The following is a 16,927-nucleotide window of genomic DNA, read 5'->3' on the forward strand; positions in this document are numbered from 1 at the left end:
GATGAGCCGGGTGTCGGTGACGGGCTCGAAGCGCGTCATCGACGACGTCATCGAGGCGACGTACGCCCACCACTCCCTGCACGTCACCGACTACGACGACCGGTACGAGGGGTTCGAACCCGGAACGTCGCTCGACGGGGCCGAGAGCGTCAACGAGCGGCTCGTGACGGTCCGGTCGCTCGAGAGTATCCTCGACGTCGACGAGGACGACGCCGAGGTCGCGCGGTCGCTCGACGACGACGAGCTCGAAGCCGAGCTCGACCGCGTCCGCGGGCGCGTCAACGAGCTCAACGACCAGCGCGACGAGCTCCAGGGCGCGATCCGCGACCGGCAGGAGGAGATCGATCGGATGGAGCCGTTCGCGGAGCTCGGGATCGACCTGGAGTACCTCCGCGGCTACGACTCCGTCGAGGTCGTCGTCGGCGAGGCCAAGCCCCCGGCCGTCGAGGCGGCGCTCGGAGACGCCGACGCGATAGACGCCTTCGACGTGTTCGTCGGCGGCGACGTGCTCGCCATCGTCGCGAAGCCGGTCGACGGCGACGCTGAGGGCGTCGTTCAGGACGCCCTCGTCGGCGTCGACATCGCGCTGCTCGACGTCCCGGACGCCGACGCGAGCCCGGAGGAGTACGTCGCGGAGCTGGAGGCCGAGCAGGCCGACCTCCGCGACGAGCTCGCCGGCGTCGAGGCGGAGCTCGACTCGGTGAAGGAGGAGGCGGCGGGCTTCCTGCTGCGCGCCGAGGAGACGCTTACCATCGAGGCGGAGAAGAAGGAAGCGCCGCTCTCGTTCGCGACCACCGAGAACGCGTTCGTCGCGGAGGGGTGGGTTCCGACCGAGTCGTACCCCGACTTCGAGGCGGCGGTCGTCGACGCCGTCGGCGACCACGTCGAGGTCGAGGAGCTCGAACGGGCGTCGTTCACCCCCGACGGCGACCACCACGCCGAGCCGGTCGAGGAGACCGGCGGCGCGGCGTCCGCGTCGCACGCAGCCAGCGGCAGTGACGCCGAGGACGCGACGGCCGAGCGCGAGGCCGCCACCGACGGCGGCCACGCGGCGCACGGCACTGACGACCCGCCGGTCGTCCAGGATAACGGCGGCGCGTCGGGGCCCTTCGAACTGCTCGTTCAGGCGTTCGGGCGGCCGAAGTACTCCGAGTTCGACCCGACGCTCCTCGTCTTCCTCACGTTCCCGGCGATGTTCGGGTTCATGATCGGCGACGTGGGGTACGGCGTCCTCTACGCCGCCATCGGGTTCTTCATGTACTCCAAGTTCGAGGGCGCGTTCCGCGAGCTCGGCTCCGTCGCGATGTGGGCGGGCGGATTCACGATACTGTTCGGCGTCTACTTCGGTATCGACCTGTTCGGCTACCACGCCTACCAGCTGCTGCCGGGCGACGTCCACTGGCCCGTCGCCGGGAAGGGGCTCTCGCCGGCCGACCTCGACTGGGGGCTCTCGTTCCTCGTCGTCAGCGTGGTGTTCGGGATCGTCCACCTGAACATCGGCCACGCGCTCTCGTTCGTGAGCACGCTCCAGCAGCACGACGCGAAACACGCGATCTACGAGGCCGGCTCGTGGCTCCTGATCCTCAACGGCGCGTGGATCTGGATCTTCAGCCAGCACGTCCCCGGTCCGAAGCCGGACTTCCTGTTCGAGGCGGTCTCGCTCCTCACGTTCGGGGTCGTCTCGTTCAGCGGGTTCCCGGTCGCCGTCGGCATCGCCGGCATCGCCGCCGCGGTCCTCGGGCTCGTCCTCCTCGGCATCGGCGAGCCGCCGGAGCTGGCCGAGTTCCTCTCGCCCATCGTCAACGTCATCTCCTACGCCCGGATCATGGCCGTCCTGCTCGCGAAGGGCGGGATGGCGCTCGCGGTCAACCTGCTCGCGTTCGGGGCGTACATCGACGAGGGGGGCGAGGGGAGCTTCCACTTCATCTTCTCCGCGGAGCACCTCGCGCACGTCCAGGAGACGCCGAGCGAGGAGCTGGTCTTCGCGGGGATCACCACGGCGTTCGACCCCGCCGCGATCGGCCTCGTGGGTATCGTCGCGCTGGTCGCCGGGATCCTCGTCGCGGTCGTCGGCCACCTCGTCGTCCTGCTGCTCGGGGTCACGTCCGCCGGCATCCAAGCCGTCCGCCTCGAGTACGTGGAGTTCTTCGGGAACTTCTACGAGGGCGGCGGCCGTGCGTACCTCCCGTTCGGGCGCGACCGGAAGTACACCCGCGACGACTGACGGTCGCGTCGGCCGTCCGTCGTCCCGCGGTCTCGCCGCCTCGCGGTTCGGTCGAACCCGATAATTGGGTCGGGCTTCGACGCGGATAGCGCCCGCTTTTCGCTCCGTTCTCCCGTCTCCTGTCCGGTCGTTTTGGGAAGCTTTATGACTCCTCTAGGGGCAAATAGCAACCGTTCGGAGACGAGCAACCGCAACTACTACCAATGTTTGAAGCTACCAACGAACTCGGGAACCTCGTACTGTCGACCGGTGGAACGCTGACTGACCCCAACGCCGCGGCGGCCCTCGCCGTCGGGCTCGCGGCGCTGGGCGCAGGCTACGCGGAGCGCGGTATCGGGTCGGCCGCCGTCGGCGCGATGGCCGAGGACGACGACCTCTTCGTCAACGGGCTCATCCTGACCGTCCTTCCCGAGACGATCGTCATCCTCGCACTCGTCGTCGTCTTCATCGTCTAAGCGGTACTTCCTTCACACCAATGAGTTTGGAAACCGTCGTTGAGGACGTTCGAGACGAAGCCCGCGCGCGTGCGGAGGAGATCCGCGAACAGGCCGAGGCGGAGGCCGACGAGATCGTCGCCGACGCGGAGGCCGACGCGGAGCGCATCCGCGACGAGCGGCTCGCCGAGGTCGAGAACCAGATCGACCAGGAGCGCGAACAGACGCTCTCCTCGGCGAAGCTCGAGGCCAAACAGGAGCGGCTCGGCGCTCGTCGTGACGTCTTAGAGGACGTCCACGACGACGTCGAAGCCGCCATCGCCGCCCTCGACGGCGACGATCGCCGCGAGCTCACCGAGGCCCTGCTCGACGCGACCCTGGCGGAGTTCGACGACGACGAGGACGTCGCCGTCTACACCCGCTCCGAGGACGTCGACCTGCTCGAAGACCTCGTCGCGGACCGCAACGCCGAGGTCGACGGGGAGACCGACTGCCTCGGCGGCGTCGTGGCCGAGAGCGACACCTCTCGCGTTCGCGTGAACAACACGTTCGACTCGGTCCTGGAGTCCGTCTGGGACGACGAGTTGAAGAACATCTCGGAGCGGCTGTTCGACCAATGAGCGCCGCCGGCAGCCCGAACCCCGAGTACGTCGTCGCGCGGGTTCGTGCCCGCCGCGGCAGCCTCTTCGGGGACGAGGAGTACCGGAAGCTCACCCGGATGGGCCCGGCCGAGATCGCCCGGTTCATGGAAGAGTCCACGTACGGCGAAGAGGTAAACGCGCTCGGCAGCCGCCACGGCGGGGTGGACCTGATCGAGTACGCGCTGAACCGGAACCTCGCCGAGCAGTTCGACGCCATCCTCGACTGGAGCGAGGGGTCGCTGTACGACCTGATCGCCCGGTACCTCCGGAAGTTCGACGCCTGGAACGTGAAGACGGTCATCCGCGGCGTCTACACCGACGCGGAGCAGTCGGCCGTCGAGGTCGACCTGATCCGCGCCGGCGAGTTCGACGACCGCCGGATCCGCCGCCTGCTGGAGGCCGACTCGATCGACGGCGTGATCGAGGTCCTCGAAGACACGATCTACGGGGAGCCGCTGCGGGAGGCGTACGCCGAGTTCGAGGAGACGGACGTGCTGGTGCCCCTCGAGAACGCGGTCGACCGCGCGTTCTACGAGCGGCTCCTGTCCGGGCTCGGCGGCGACGAGCCGACCCGCCAGTACGAGTCGTTCCTCAAGGCGGAGGTCGACTTCCGGAACGCGACGAACGCGCTCCGGCTCGCCCGCTCGGGGGCCGACATCGACCCCGCCGCGTACTTCATCGAGGGCGGCGACCTGTTCACCCGCTCGTCGCTCGCGCGGCTGGCGCAGAACCTCGACGAGCTGGTCGAGTACATCGGCGACAGCCAGTACGGCGAGGAGCTCGGGCCCGCGCTGCGCGAGCTCGAGGAGGCGGACAGCCTCATCGCGTTCGAACACGCGATCGACGCCGCGCTGCTGGCGTACGGCGACCGGCTCGGCACGATCCACCCGGTGTCGGTCACCCCGGTGATCTCGTACATCCTCGCGAAGGAGCGCGAGACGGAGAACATCCGGGCGATCGCCCGCGGGAAGGAGGCCGGCCTCTCGCCCGACGAGATCGAATCGGAGCTGGTGATAACATGAGCCAGGAGATAGCGGTCGTCGGCAGTCCCGAGTTCACGACGGGCTTCCGCCTCGCCGGCGTCCGGGCGTTCGAGAACGTGCCGGACGACGAGAAGGACGACGAGCTCGACGACGCCGTCGAGCGGACGCTCGACGACGAGAACGTCGGCATCATCGTGATGCACGACGACGACCTCGACCACCTCTCGCGGGGGACCCGCGAGTCGGTCGAGGGGAGCATCGAGCCGGTCCTCGTGACGCTCGGCGGCTCCGGGGCCGGCAGCGGCGGGCTCCGCGACCAGATCAAACGCGCCATCGGCATCGACCTGATGGAGGAAGACGACTAATATGAGCAAAGCAGACACAACCGACGCCGTCGAAGACAGCGGCGTCATTCAGAGCGTGAGCGGTCCGGTCGTGACCGCCCGCGATCTCAACGCCCGCATGAACGACGTCGTCTACGTCGGCGACGAAGGGCTCATGGGGGAAGTGATCGAGATCGAGGGCGACCTCACGACCGTTCAGGTGTACGAGGAGACCTCCGGGGTCGGCCCCGGCGAACCCGTCGAGAACACGGGCGAGCCGCTGTCGGTCGACCTGGGCCCGGGGATGCTGGACGCCATCTACGACGGCGTTCAGCGCCCCCTGGACGTGCTGGAGGGCAAGATGGGCAGTCCGTACCTCGACCGCGGGGTCGACGCGCCCGGTATCGACCTCGAGGAGGAGTGGGCGTTCGAGCCCGAGGTCGCGGAAGGCGACGTCGTCGAGCCCGGCGACATCGTCGGGGTCGTCGAGGAGACGGTCACCATCGACCACAAGGTCATGGTGCCGCCGGACTACGAGGGCGGCGAGGTCGTCGCCGCCGAGTCCGGGAGCTTCGACGTGACCGAGACGGTCGTCGAACTCGACAACGGCGAGGAGGTCTCGATGCACCAGGAGTGGCCGGTGCGCGAGGCGCGCCCCGCCAACGACAAGAAGACGCCCCGGACGCCGCTGGTTTCTGGCCAGCGCATCCTCGACGGCCTGTTCCCCATCGCGAAGGGCGGGACGGCCGCGATCCCCGGTCCGTTCGGCTCCGGGAAGACCGTCACCCAGCACCAGCTCGCGAAGTACGCCGACGCGGACATCATCGTCTACGTCGGCTGCGGCGAGCGCGGCAACGAGATGACCGAGGTCATCGAGGACTTCCCCGAGCTGGAGGACCCGGCCAACGGCAACCCGCTGATGGCCCGCACCTCGCTCATCGCGAACACCTCGAACATGCCCGTCGCGGCGCGCGAGTCCTGTATCTACACCGGGATCACGATCGCCGAGTACTACCGCGACATGGGGTACGACGTGGCGCTCATGGCCGACTCCACCTCGCGGTGGGCGGAGGCGATGCGCGAGATCTCCTCCCGGCTGGAGGAGATGCCCGGCGAGGAGGGGTACCCCGCGTACCTCGCCGCGCGCCTGGCGCAGTTCTACGAGCGCGCCGGCTACTTCGAGAACATCAACGGGACGGAGGGCTCCGTCTCGGCGATCGGCGCGGTGTCGCCGCCCGGCGGCGACTTCTCCGAGCCGGTCACCCAGAACACGCTGCGGATCGTGAAGACGTTCTGGGCGCTCGACGCGGACCTGGCGGAGCGCCGCCACTTCCCGTCGATCAACTGGAACGAGTCCTACTCGCTGTACAAGGACCAGCTCGACCCCTGGTTCGAGGACGAGGTCGCCGACGACTGGGCGGAGCGCCGCCAGTGGGCGGTCGACGTGCTCGACGAGGAGACGGAGCTACAGGAGATCGTCCAGCTCGTCGGGAAGGACGCCCTGCCCGACGACCAGCAGCTCACCCTTGAGGTCGCGCGCTACCTGCGCGAGGCGTACCTCCAGCAGAACGCGTTCCACCCGGTCGACACCTTCTGTCCGCCGGAGAAGACGTACCTCATGCTGACGACCATCCAGACGTTCAACGACGAGGCGTTCGACGCGCTCGACGCCGGCGTCCCGGTCGAGGAGATCATCGACATCGAGTCGGCCCCGCGGATTAACCGTATCGGCGTTCAAGAGGACTACGAGGAGTACGTCGAGGATCTCAAAGCGGAGATCACCGAGGAGCTCCGGAGCCTCTACTGACCATGAAAGAGTATCAAACCATCACCGAGATCAGCGGCCCCCTCGTGTACGCCGAGGTCGACGAGGCGATCGGTTACGACGAGATCGTCGAGATCGAGACGGCACAGGGCGAGACGCTGCGCGGGCAGGTGCTCGAATCCTCGGAGGACGTGGTCGCAATCCAAGTCTTCGAGGGGACGAGCGGTATCGACAGAGACGCGTCCGTCCGCTTCCTGGGCGAGACGATGAAGATGCCCGTCACCGAGGACCTCCTCGGGCGGGTGCTCGACGGCTCCGGCCGCCCGATCGACGACGGCCCGGAGATCGTCCCCGAGGAGCGACAGGACATCGTCGGCGCGGCGATCAACCCGTACTCCCGGGAGTACCCCGAGGAGTTCATCGAGACGGGCGTCTCCGCCATCGACGGGATGAACACGCTCGTCCGCGGGCAGAAGCTCCCGATCTTCTCCAGCTCCGGCCAGCCGCACAGCGAACTGGCGATGCAGATCGCCCGGCAGGCCAGCGTGCCCGAGGAGGAGGAGGGCGGCGACGACGAGGAGGGCTCCGAGTTCGCCGTCATCTTCGGCGCGATGGGGATCACCCAGGAGGAGGCGAACGAGTTCATGGAGGACTTCGAGCGCACCGGCGCGCTGGAGCGCTCCGTCGTCTTCATGAACCTCGCGGACGACCCCGCCGTCGAGCGGACGGTCACGCCGCGGATGGTGCTCACCACGGCCGAGTACCTCGCCTTCGAGAAGGACTACCACGTCCTCGTCATCCTGACGGACATGACCAACTACTGCGAGGCGCTCCGCGAGATCGGTGCGGCCCGCGAGGAGGTGCCCGGCCGCCGCGGGTACCCCGGGTACATGTACACCGACCTGGCGCAGCTGTACGAGCGCGCGGGCCGGATCAAGGGCCGCGACGGCTCGGTCACCCAGATCCCGATCCTCACGATGCCGGGCGACGACGACACCCACCCGATCCCGGACCTGACCGGGTACATCACGGAGGGGCAGATCTACGTCGACCCCGACCTCAACAGTCAGGGCCTCCAGCCGCCGATCAACGTCCTCCCCAGCCTGTCGCGGCTGATGGACGACGGGATCGGCGAGGGGCTCACCCGCGCCGACCACGCCGACGTGAAAGACCAGATGTTCGCGGCGTACGCGGAGGGCGAGGACCTCCGCGACCTCGTGAACATCGTCGGTCGCGAGGCGCTCTCCGAGCTCGACAACAAGTACCTCGACTTCGCGGACGCGTTCGAATCGGAGTTCATCGACCAGGGCTTCGAGACGAACCGCGACATCGACGAGACGCTCTCGATCGGCTGGGACCTGCTCTCGATGCTGCCGAAGGACGCTCTCAACCGGATCGACGAGGAGTTCATCGAGGAGCACTACCGCGAGGACGACTCCGAGCGCGAAGTCCTCGAAGCCGCCGACTGACGCGCCGCGACTCACTTTTCGCCGCGGTCGCCACCCCTCGCCAGCGACCGCCTCGGCGCGGCCGTGTTCGGGAGTCGACTCTCGGCGGCCGCCCGGGCGATCCGGCACGTCTGAAAAGAATTAACCGCCTCGGAGCGGAACCTACCCACAAGATGGCCAAGGACGTCAAACCGACGCGGAAGAACCTGATGGCGATCGAGGACCGCATCGAGCTCTCCGAGCGCGGCCACGACACGCTCGAACAGAAGCGCGACGGGCTCATCATGGAGTTCATGGACATCCTCGACCAGGCGCAGGACGTCCGGTCCGAGGTCTCCGAAAACTACGAGACGGCCCAGCGGAAGATCGACATGGCCCGGGCGATGGAGGGCGACGTGGCGGTCCGCGGCGCGGCCGCGGCGCTGAAAGAGCACCCCGAGATCACGACGCAGTCGAAGAACATCATGGGCGTCGTGGTCCCGCAGATCGAGTCCTCGAAGGTCCAGAAGAGCCTCGACGAGCGGGGGTACGGCCTGCTCGGTTCCTCGGCGCGGATCGACGAGGCGGCCGACGCCTACGAGGGGCTGTTAGAGAAGATCATCCTCGCCGCCGAGGTCGAGACGGCGATGAAGAAGATGCTCACGGAGATCGAGACCACGAAGCGCCGCGTGAACGCGCTGGAGTTCACGCTGCTCCCGAGCCTGTACGAGAACCAGGAGTACATCGAGCAGAAGCTCGAAGAGCAGGAGCGCGAGGAGATCTTCCGCATGAAGAAGATCAAAGCGAAGAAAGAGGAGGAAGAGGCCGCCGAGGAGGCCGAGGCGGTCGCGGAGGTCGCGGCCGCGGAGACCGAGGAACCGGAGCCGGCCGACTGACTTCCTCCTCTCCACCTGCCATCAGCGGTTCCGCGTCTTCTCCCCGCCGACTTTTACCCCCTCCCGCCCGTATCGACGCGCATGTCTTGTCCCGACTGCGACGCCGAAGTGGTCGCCTTCGCGGTGCCGTCCGCGCTCCGCGAGCACGCTCCCGCCGACGCGGCGGCGATCTGTACGCGGTGTCTGCGCGTCGCCGCGGCGAGCGAGGCGGGCGTCGCGGACGCGGCGACCGCCGACCCCGACCTCGGGCGCGTCGACCCCGTCTTCCCGTCGGGCGAGGCCGGGATCGCCCTGGCGCTCTGCTGTGGAAAGCTGGAGTCGTTCGCCACGAACCGGGAGTCGATCGAGGCGCTGGTCCGCCACGCGGAGGGGGCGGGCGCGGACGTGTTCGCCTTCCTCGGGCGGCTCGACGCCGCCGACGCCGCGTTCGACTTGGACCGGCGGCGGGCGACGCTGATCGACGCGCTCTGAGCCGGCGGCGTTACAGGTCGACGCCGTCCGGGTCGTTCCACTCGTCGTCCGCGTCGTCGTCGGCCTCCGTTCCCGCCGGGCCGAGCCGCTCTTCTCCCTGCCGCGACTCGTGGACGGCGAAGCCGCCGGTACGCTCGTCGCTCCCGCCGGCGTAGGGGTCGGTGTCGGCGTCGTACCCCTGCTCCCCCCGCTCGAAGATGTACGCGAAGAAGCCGAACAGCGGGACGGCGAACGAGATGAGCGCCCACTTGCGCGGGTTCATTCCGTACTTGGGCGCGTCGACGTACGCGTAGGCGGCGAAGCCGACGAGCCACATGAGCGGGACGCCGACGAGGATGACGGCGACGAGCGGCTGCATACCGGAACTTTGACCGCGCGGCAATAAGGCTGCGGACGAGTCGACGCGCCGGCGGCGAGGGGGCGCGCCGGTCAGGGGGCGCTCAGAGGAACGGCCGCCAGTAGTACGGGCTGACGAACCCCTCGATGACGGCGGCGACGCCGAGCAGGATCCCGAGCCCGACGGTCACCCAGAACGCGGTTTCGAGGGTGTCGGCGAACTGCCCGCGGCTCGCGCGGCCCCGTATCGCCCGCCACGAGACCGCGCCGAGGTGGACGCCGAGCGCGCCCGAGACGACGAGCGCCGGGATCTCGAAGATCCCGTGCGGGACCACGAACGCGACGAGGGCGAGGAGGTTCTCCTCTAAGGCGGCGGTGGCCCCGAGCGCGAGGCCGTTGAACGCGAGCGACGAGAGCGCGGGGACGACGAGACCGGCGCCGGAGAAGGCGGTCGCGATCGCGACCCCCCAGTTGTTCCCGAAGAACGTCAGCGCCGCCACGGGCGGGACGTGCCCCACCAGCCGCCCCTCGATCGACGTGGGGGCCATCTCCGCGAAGGGAGCGGCAGCGACCCAGCCGACGGCGCCGAATCCGAGGGCCACCGCGAGCGCGAGGGCGTGACTGCCCGGCGTCGACCGGACGAATCCGGCCAGCTCCCGCCACCCGCGGCGGAGGCCGCCGATCAGCTGGGCGCGGACGCCGGCCTCGGGCGGCGAGACGGGGTCGACCGTCTCGCGGTAGTCGCCGTAGAGGACGGTCTTCAGCAGGTCGAGCGCGGGCGCGACGACGACGGCGCTGGCGAGCGCGACGACGGCGCCGCCGCCGAGGAACGCGATCCCGGAGGCGACCGACGCGACGGCGACAACCGCGCCGATCGCGACCACGAGGTAGGCGGCGGCGTCGACCGGGTTCGAGCGGACGAAGCCGCCGGCCCCCTCGATCCCGCCGACGACGCCGGCGTCGTCGACGACGACGGCCACCGGCGCGAACGCGAAGAGGATCCGCACGAGCGCCACGGCGAGGAAGCCGACGAGCAGGACGCCGATCGCGACCGCCGCGCCGAGGAACGGGTTCGCGAGGGACGCCGCGCCGATCGCGATCGACCCGAGCGCGATCACGGCGACCCACAGGAGCAGCTCGGCGACGTACAGGCCGAGGAAGGTGAGCCACCGGGACCGGGCCCCGGCGATCCCGCCGACGAGCCCCCGCTCGTCGCGGAGGCTCGCGATGACCGCCGAGAGCTGGCCGGCCGAGACGGCGGCGTACGCGAGGACTGCCAGGGCGACCGTGACGAGCACGCCGCCGGCGACGAGGACCCCGACCGTCGGGGTCGCCAGCGGCTCGAACGCGGGCGCGACCCCCTCGCCCCACGCCTGAAGCGCCTCCGGGTCCTGCGTCTCGGGCGGCGGTTCGACCCCCGCGAGCGCCTCGCGGAGCGTCGCGAGCCGCCCGGTCAGTTCGAGGTGGAGGTAGACACCCGTGAGCGCCGCGAACGTGCCGAGGCGGGCGATCACCGGCACGGCGGTGCCGAGGAGGTAGAACGGGAGGAGGTCCGCGGGGCGTCGACGGAGGGTCGCTGTCGTTGCCGTAATAGCGGCGGAGAGGTCCATGGGGCGGGTTTGGTCGTCCGATACTTAAAAACGGGAGTCCGAACGGAGGCGCCGGTCCCGATCAGTCCCAGAACGACTGCGTGCGCGCGTATTCGCGCTCCTGTCGGAGCACGTCGCGGTAGAACTCGTCTTCGTCCTCGCGGAGCTTGTTGATGATCCGCGCGGCGTTGTGGGGGCCGACGCCGCGGGCGGCCAGCGCGATCACCGCCCGTTTCCCGTGCGTCTGGACGAGGCTCGCGGCGCGGTGCGCGCGCTCGGTGCGGCGCTCCTGCTCGTCGTCCTTCTCCGGCGCGCGCACCGCGGCGACCGTCTCGTCGTCCCACGGGTTCAGCGCCGCGACCCGGGTGGACCCGCACTCCGGACACTCCGGCTGGTCGCGGACGCGCCGGACCTTCGTCGTGTGCCTCCAGTCGGCGCAGTGGAGGCAAAAGAGGATGACGCGGTCGTCCCGAATCCGTTCTCTGACGGTCTCGATCACGTCGGCGTCGGCGTTGTCGGGGACGAGGAACTCCGTGCCGGCCGAGCGACCCGCCGTGCCGAGCGGCGTGCGCTCGCGGGCGATCGCGAGCTCGCGGGAGCCGTCTCGGACCGCGGCGAGCAGGTCGGCCGTCTCCGGCACCGCGAGGTCGGCGTGGAACACCTCCCGGAGCGCCTCGTCGTAGACCGGCGTGTCTTCGAGGGCCGCGAGCAGGCGGTCGCCGCCGAACCGGCCCCGCCCCTCGCGGTAGCGCTTGACCGCGCCGAACTTCGCGGCGACCTGCGCGAGCGTGAACTTCAGCGCGTCCGACTTCTTGACGGCGAGTTCGAGGTACGCCTCCAGGCGGTCCGGGTCGGTCGTCTCCAACACCTCGCGGAAGGTCCCGGGGGAGACGCCGTTCGGGACCTCGAACTCGATCCGATAGGGGTCGACGTCCATCCCGACCGACGAGCCGGCGCGCTGGCCGACGAGCGCCGCGAGCAGCCGCGCGAGCGTCTCGTTGACCTCGTGGCCGAAGGCGGCGTTGACCGCGACGGTGCGGGCGCTCCCCTCGATCACGATCCGGTCGTCGGTCGGGACGGGGTGGCCGGCGTCGACGTGGTCGACGACCGACTTCAGCGCGGCCGCGACCGTCTCCTCGTCCGTCGGATAGCGCTCGGCGAGGTCGGCGGCGACCGCCGCCGGGGTGGACCCGGCGTCGAGCGCGGCCGCGGCCTCGCCGCGGATCCGTCCGACCTCCTCGGCGACGGGCCTCGGGACGGGGATCTCTTGGCCCACCCACGACGGGACCTCGCCGGTCGGGTCGGGGATCGGCGTCACGTTCACGCGCTCCTCCTCCTCGTCGATCTCCGTGATCCGCCACATCTCGCCGCGCTGAACGAACGTCTCGCCCGGGCCGGCGAAGTTGACGACGAACTGCTCGTCTAAGGTCCCGATCCCCCGCCGCGAGGACATGTCGTACACCTCGTAGGTGGACTCGTCGGGGATCATCGAGAGGTTCGCGTAGAAGTACTGCCACGTGCCCCCCGACTTCTCGAGCGTGTCCGTCTCCTCGTCGAGCCACAGGAGCCGGTTCCCGTCGAGTTCGCGGACGACCTCTTGGAACTCCGGCTCGGAGAGGTCCGCGAACGGGTACGCGTCCGTGACGGTCTGATATGCCTCCCGTGCGTGGATCTCCCCCTCGTCCATCACGAGGCCGACGATCTGGTTGGCGACCGTGTCGAGGCTGCCGTGGTGGATGTCGGCGGGCTCGACGAGCTCCTCGCCGGCGCGGCGCGCGATTGCCAGCGCCTCCAGCGTGTCGTCGCCGCCCTGCGTCACGACCGTCCCCTCGGAGACGAGGTCGCGACGGTGGCCGGCGCGCCCGACGCGCTGGAGCAGGCGGGCGACCTCGCGCGGGCTCCCGTACTGGACCACGTGGTCGACGCGCCCCACGTCGATGCCGAGCTCCATCGAGGAGGTACAGACGAGCCCGTCGAGGTCGCCCGACTTGAACCGGTCTTCCACGTCGATCCGGACCTCCTTCGAGAGCGAGCCGTGGTGGAGCTCGATCTCGGTGGGATCTTCGGTTCCGCGATCACGTTCCTTCTCGGCGAGCGTCTTGAACCGCGAGCCGAGCGCCTCCGCCGTCTGCCGCGTGTTGACGAAGATCAGCGTCGACTCGTGGTCCGCGACGATCCCGCGGATCGTCCGGACGTGGCTCGCGGTCGTCTCGTCGACCGCGAGCTCGCCGGCCAGCGTCGCGTCGCGGTCGGTGATATCCGGGTCGAGGACGCGCACGTCGGTCCGCGTCCCGGCCGCGACCTCGACGGTCTCGAACCCGCGGTCGCCGGGGCGGTCCGGGTCGCGGGTGCCCGTCCCGACGAGGAACCGCCCGACCTCCTCGGGGTCGCCGACCGTCGCCGAGAGGCCGACCCGCTGGAACGGCCCCGCGACGCGGCGGAGGCGTTCGAGGCCGACCGTGAGCTGCGCGCCGCGCTTCGCGGCGGCGAGCTCGTGGACCTCGTCGATGACGACGTGCGCGACGTCCTCCAACGCGACCCGCATCTTCGAGCCGGTGAGGATCGCCTGAAGGCTCTCCGGCGTCGTGATCAGCACGTCCGGCGGGTCGTCGGCCTGCTTCGAGCGCTCGTACTGCGTCGTGTCGCCGTGGCGCACCGCGACCTCGACGCCGAGCCGGTCGCCCCACCACTCCAGCCGGTCCATCATGTCGCGGTTGAGCGCGCGGAGCGGCGTGATGTACAGCGCTGAGATCCCCTCTCGCGGCGGGTCGCCCGGGGCGTCGCGGGCGTCGACGATCGCGTCGAAGATGGGCAACATCGCGGTCTCCGTCTTCCCGGTGCCCGTCGGGGCGAGGACGAGGGCGTTCTCGCCGGCCGCGAGCGGCGGGATCGCCTCCCGCTGGGGCTCCGTCGGCGTCGAGAACCCCTGTTCCGAGAGCGCCGCGCGGACCTCGCTCCCGAGGTGCGCGAACGCGTCCATCCCCGACGGTTCAGCCATGCTGTGATCGTTCTTGGTTGGGCGCTCGGGCGATTAAGCCCGTCGCTGTGCGAGATCCGGACGCGGCGGTCGCCGGCCTGCCGGGCCGCCGTCGGCGGCGCAGCGTCGGCCGGCGCGCCCGGTCAGTCGGCGCGGCGCAGTTCGACGACGAACACGCTCCCGGTCGGCTCGTTGTCCTCAACCCACACGTCGCCGTCGTACTTGTCGACGAGCGTCTTGACGAGGTAGAGGCCGATCCCGGTTCCGCCCGTCTCCAGTCCCTTCTCGCCCTCTTGGAATATCTGCTCCTTGTGGTCGTCCGCGATCCCGGGGCCGTTGTCCGCGATCGACACGCGCACGGCGCCGTCCGTCGCCTCGGCCGAGACCGTGATCTCCGCAACCTCCTTGTCGTTGTGGACGACCGCGTTGGTCAGCAGGTTGCGGAACACCGCCTCCAACAGGTCGTCGGCCATCACGGTCGCGTCGGGGATCGCGCCCTCGACGGCCACCGTCGCGCGGTCCTGATCCGCGCGGACCTGCTCGATCTGTCTGTTGAGCTCCGTCTGGATGCGCATCGGCGTCTGCTCGACGCCGACCTGCAACAGCACGTCGGTGACGTCCTTGGCGGTCTCCGTGATGTCGGCCGCCTGCTTCGCCGCCTCGATGACCGTTCGCGCGTACGTCCGGCTCTGCTCGTCTGTGAGCGAGTCCTCGAGCAGTCCGGTGTACGACTCGACCACCATCAGCTGGTTTCGGATGTCGTGGCGGACGACCTGGTTGAGCAGCATGAGGGTGTCCCGCTGCTCTTCGAGCGTCCGCTCGTACCGCTTGAGCTCGGTCACGTCGCGGGCGTACCCCAACACGGCGTCTTCGCCCGTCTCGGACAGCTCGTACGGGATCTTCGTCGTCTGTAAGATCCGCGTCTCTCCGGCGGCCGTGGTCAGCGTCTCCTCCCCGATCGTCTTGGGCTCGCCCGACTCGATCACCTCCACGTCGTCCTGTCGGAACTCCGCGGAGTCGTCGGCGTCCGGAATGATCTCGCCCTCGGACTTCCCCTCGACGTCCGCCGGCGTCCGCCCGTACGCCGCGGCGGTCGCCTCGTTGGCCAAGAGGTACTCGCCCTCGCGGTTCTTCGCGAACACGAGGTCCGGCACGAGGTCGATGATCTTCCGGAGCTCCTCGCGCGTCGACTCGATGGCCCGTTCGTACTCTTTCCGCTCCGTGATGTCTTGGAACAGCCCCAACGCGCCGACGATCTCTCCGTTCTCGTCGTACTGCGGGTCCCCGACCGTTCTGACCCACCGGGTCCGGTCGGTCTCCGTCATGATCCGGAGTTCGAGGTCGTACGACTCGCCGTCCTCGATCAGCCGGTCGAACGCCGCCTCGATCGTCTCCCTGTCGTCCGGGTGGTAAAACGCCACCCCGTCGCCTATCTCGACCGACTCGTCCGTCGGGACCTCGTGGATCCGGTACACCTCGTCGCTCCACGTGAGCGACTCCTCGGTCAGATCGACCTCCCACCAGCCGATCGACGCGCTCTCCTGTGTCCGCTCGATGACCCGTCGCGTCCGCATCAGCTCCGCCTCGCGTCGCTTCTGCTCGTCGACGTCGAGGTGGATCCCGACCGCGCGGACCGGCTCCCCCTCTCCGTCGCGCTCGACGACCTTTCCGACGCTCCGGATCCACTTCCACTCGCCCGCCGCGGTGCGCATCCGGTGTTCCGTGTCGTAGAACTCCGTCTCGCCGGCCACGTGGCTCGACAGGGCGTCCTCGACGGACCCGAGGTCCTCGGGGTGAACGCGCCGCTCCCACGCGTCGATGTGCGGTTCGATCTCGTCGGTCGAGTGGCCCAACATCCGGGCCCACTGGTCGTTGAACTCGACCTCGTCGGTTCTCATGTCCCAGTCCCAGACCCCGATCTGCGCGCCCTCGACCGCGAGTTCGAGCCGGTCTTTGATCCGTTGGAGCGCTCGCTCCCGCTCCCGCCGTTCGGTGATGTCCGTCGAGACGCCGCACACACCGCGTATCTCTCCCGCCTCGTCGTACACGGGAGACTTCCGCGTCAACCGAACGCTCTCCCCGGCGGCAGTCGGAATCGTCTCCTCGATCTCGATCCGTTCGCCGTCCTCGACGACCCGGCGGTCGTCCGCGCGCGCCTCCGCCGCGACGACCTCCGGGAAGAGGTCCGCGTCGGTCATCCCGACGGGGTCCCCGTCGACGTCGAACAGATCGCGGCACGCCTGGTTCATCAGGAGGTATCGCCCCTCGGTGTCCTTCAGGAACACCGCGGCGGACATCGTCTCCAAGACGGTCCGGAACCGTCGGTGCGTGCGTCGGTACTCCCGGTCCCGCTCCTTCTGTTCCGTGATGTCGCGGGCGACCCCGACGAGTTGCGTCACTTCTCCGTCGTCGGTGACCGGCGTCAGCTTGGTCTGCCAGTCGCTCGTGCCGCCCGGGAAGTCGAGCCGTTCCTCGTACTCGATCGTCGTCCCCCGCTCGACGCACCGGCGGTAGTTCGCTTCGACCGCGGCCCCCTGTTCCTCGCCGAGGAGCTCCCGCGGGGTCTTTCCGAACATCGCGTCCTCGGTCAGGCCGGTCTGTCGCTGGTAGGCGGCGTTGTTCTGTTTGAACGTGAACGTGTACTCGCCGTCGGTCCGCGCGACGTCGACGAGGAATATCGCGTCGTCCGCCTCACGGAACATCGCCTCGTAGGCGCTTTTCACCTCGTCACCGCCGGTCTCGAACCGATCCGCACCGCCGGTCGACTGTGACCCTTTTCCCATTGTCCTAATTGTAAGACGCACGTCGTGTCGGCTGATAACACTACGGATCTCGACGCGAAAACGTCCTCGGTCGCCCCC

13 protein-coding genes are annotated in these 16,927 nt (G+C 69.4%); 9 read left to right on the top strand and 4 right to left on the bottom strand.

Going from position 1 to position 16,927, the window contains the following annotated elements; translation table 11 throughout:
- Window position 1 precedes the first annotated feature (1 nt).
- The 9 genes from C464_RS01105 to C464_RS01145 all read left to right on the top strand — a co-directional run bounded on the left by C464_RS01105 (window position 2) and on the right by C464_RS01145 (window position 9,164).
- The gene (locus C464_RS01105; protein ID WP_006111633.1) at window positions 2-2,224 is read left to right on the top strand and encodes a V-type ATP synthase subunit I; all 2,223 of its coding nucleotides are present in this window, start codon (window positions 2-4) and stop codon (window positions 2,222-2,224) included.
- A gap of 203 nt (window positions 2,225-2,427) precedes the next feature.
- The gene (locus C464_RS01110; RefSeq protein WP_006111634.1) at window positions 2,428-2,679 is read left to right on the top strand and encodes a hypothetical protein; all 252 of its coding nucleotides are present in this window, start codon (window positions 2,428-2,430) and stop codon (window positions 2,677-2,679) included.
- Between the two features lie 20 nt (window positions 2,680-2,699).
- On the top strand, window positions 2,700-3,278 hold the full coding sequence (locus C464_RS01115) for a V-type ATP synthase subunit E (RefSeq protein ID WP_006111635.1): 579 nt from the start codon (window positions 2,700-2,702) through the stop codon (window positions 3,276-3,278).
- Entirely contained in the window at window positions 3,275-4,321 is a 1,047-nt protein-coding gene (locus C464_RS01120; RefSeq protein ID WP_006111636.1) for a V-type ATP synthase subunit C, read from the top strand. Before C464_RS01115 ends, C464_RS01120 begins: the two co-directional genes overlap by 4 nt.
- Window positions 4,318-4,647 carry a V-type ATP synthase subunit F gene (locus C464_RS01125; RefSeq protein ID WP_006111637.1) on the top strand — a complete coding sequence of 110 codons (330 nt, stop codon included), beginning with the start codon at window positions 4,318-4,320 and terminating at the stop codon, window positions 4,645-4,647. Before C464_RS01120 ends, C464_RS01125 begins: the two co-directional genes overlap by 4 nt.
- Window position 4,648: 1 nt before the next feature.
- The gene (locus C464_RS01130) at window positions 4,649-6,412 is read left to right on the top strand and encodes an ATP synthase subunit A (protein ID WP_006111638.1); all 1,764 of its coding nucleotides are present in this window, start codon (window positions 4,649-4,651) and stop codon (window positions 6,410-6,412) included.
- A gap of 2 nt (window positions 6,413-6,414) precedes the next feature.
- Complete coding sequence (locus C464_RS01135; protein WP_006111639.1) at window positions 6,415-7,839, top strand: V-type ATP synthase subunit B; 1,425 nt, start codon at window positions 6,415-6,417, stop codon at window positions 7,837-7,839.
- 152 nt (window positions 7,840-7,991) lie between these two features.
- Window positions 7,992-8,693, top strand: a complete 702-nt coding sequence (locus C464_RS01140) for a V-type ATP synthase subunit D (RefSeq protein WP_006111640.1) — start codon at window positions 7,992-7,994, stop codon at window positions 8,691-8,693.
- A gap of 81 nt (window positions 8,694-8,774) precedes the next feature.
- Window positions 8,775-9,164 carry a DUF6276 family protein gene (locus C464_RS01145; RefSeq protein ID WP_006111641.1) on the top strand — a complete coding sequence of 130 codons (390 nt, stop codon included), beginning with the start codon at window positions 8,775-8,777 and terminating at the stop codon, window positions 9,162-9,164.
- A 10-nt stretch (window positions 9,165-9,174) separates the two neighbouring features.
- Here C464_RS01145 and C464_RS01150 read toward each other — a convergent pair whose 3' ends face one another.
- The 4 genes from C464_RS01150 to C464_RS01165 all read right to left on the bottom strand — a co-directional run bounded on the left by C464_RS01150 (window position 9,175) and on the right by C464_RS01165 (window position 16,849).
- Window positions 9,175-9,522, bottom strand: coding sequence for a hypothetical protein (locus C464_RS01150; protein WP_006111642.1), 348 nt, complete (start codon window positions 9,520-9,522; stop codon window positions 9,175-9,177).
- Window positions 9,523-9,604: 82 nt separating this feature from the next.
- Window positions 9,605-11,110, bottom strand: a complete 1,506-nt coding sequence (locus C464_RS01155) for a stage II sporulation protein M (protein ID WP_006111643.1) — start codon at window positions 11,108-11,110, stop codon at window positions 9,605-9,607.
- 61 nt (window positions 11,111-11,171) lie between these two features.
- Complete coding sequence (locus C464_RS01160) at window positions 11,172-14,087, bottom strand: DEAD/DEAH box helicase (RefSeq protein ID WP_006111644.1); 2,916 nt, start codon at window positions 14,085-14,087, stop codon at window positions 11,172-11,174.
- Window positions 14,088-14,209: 122 nt separating this feature from the next.
- Window positions 14,210-16,849, bottom strand: a complete 2,640-nt coding sequence (locus C464_RS01165) for a PAS domain-containing protein (RefSeq protein WP_006111645.1) — start codon at window positions 16,847-16,849, stop codon at window positions 14,210-14,212.
- Between the last annotated feature and the right edge of the window lie 78 nt (window positions 16,850-16,927).

Origin of the sequence: Halorubrum coriense DSM 10284 (assembly GCF_000337035.1) — an archaeon.
Taxonomy (GTDB): Archaea; Halobacteriota; Halobacteria; order Halobacteriales; family Haloferacaceae; genus Halorubrum; species Halorubrum coriense.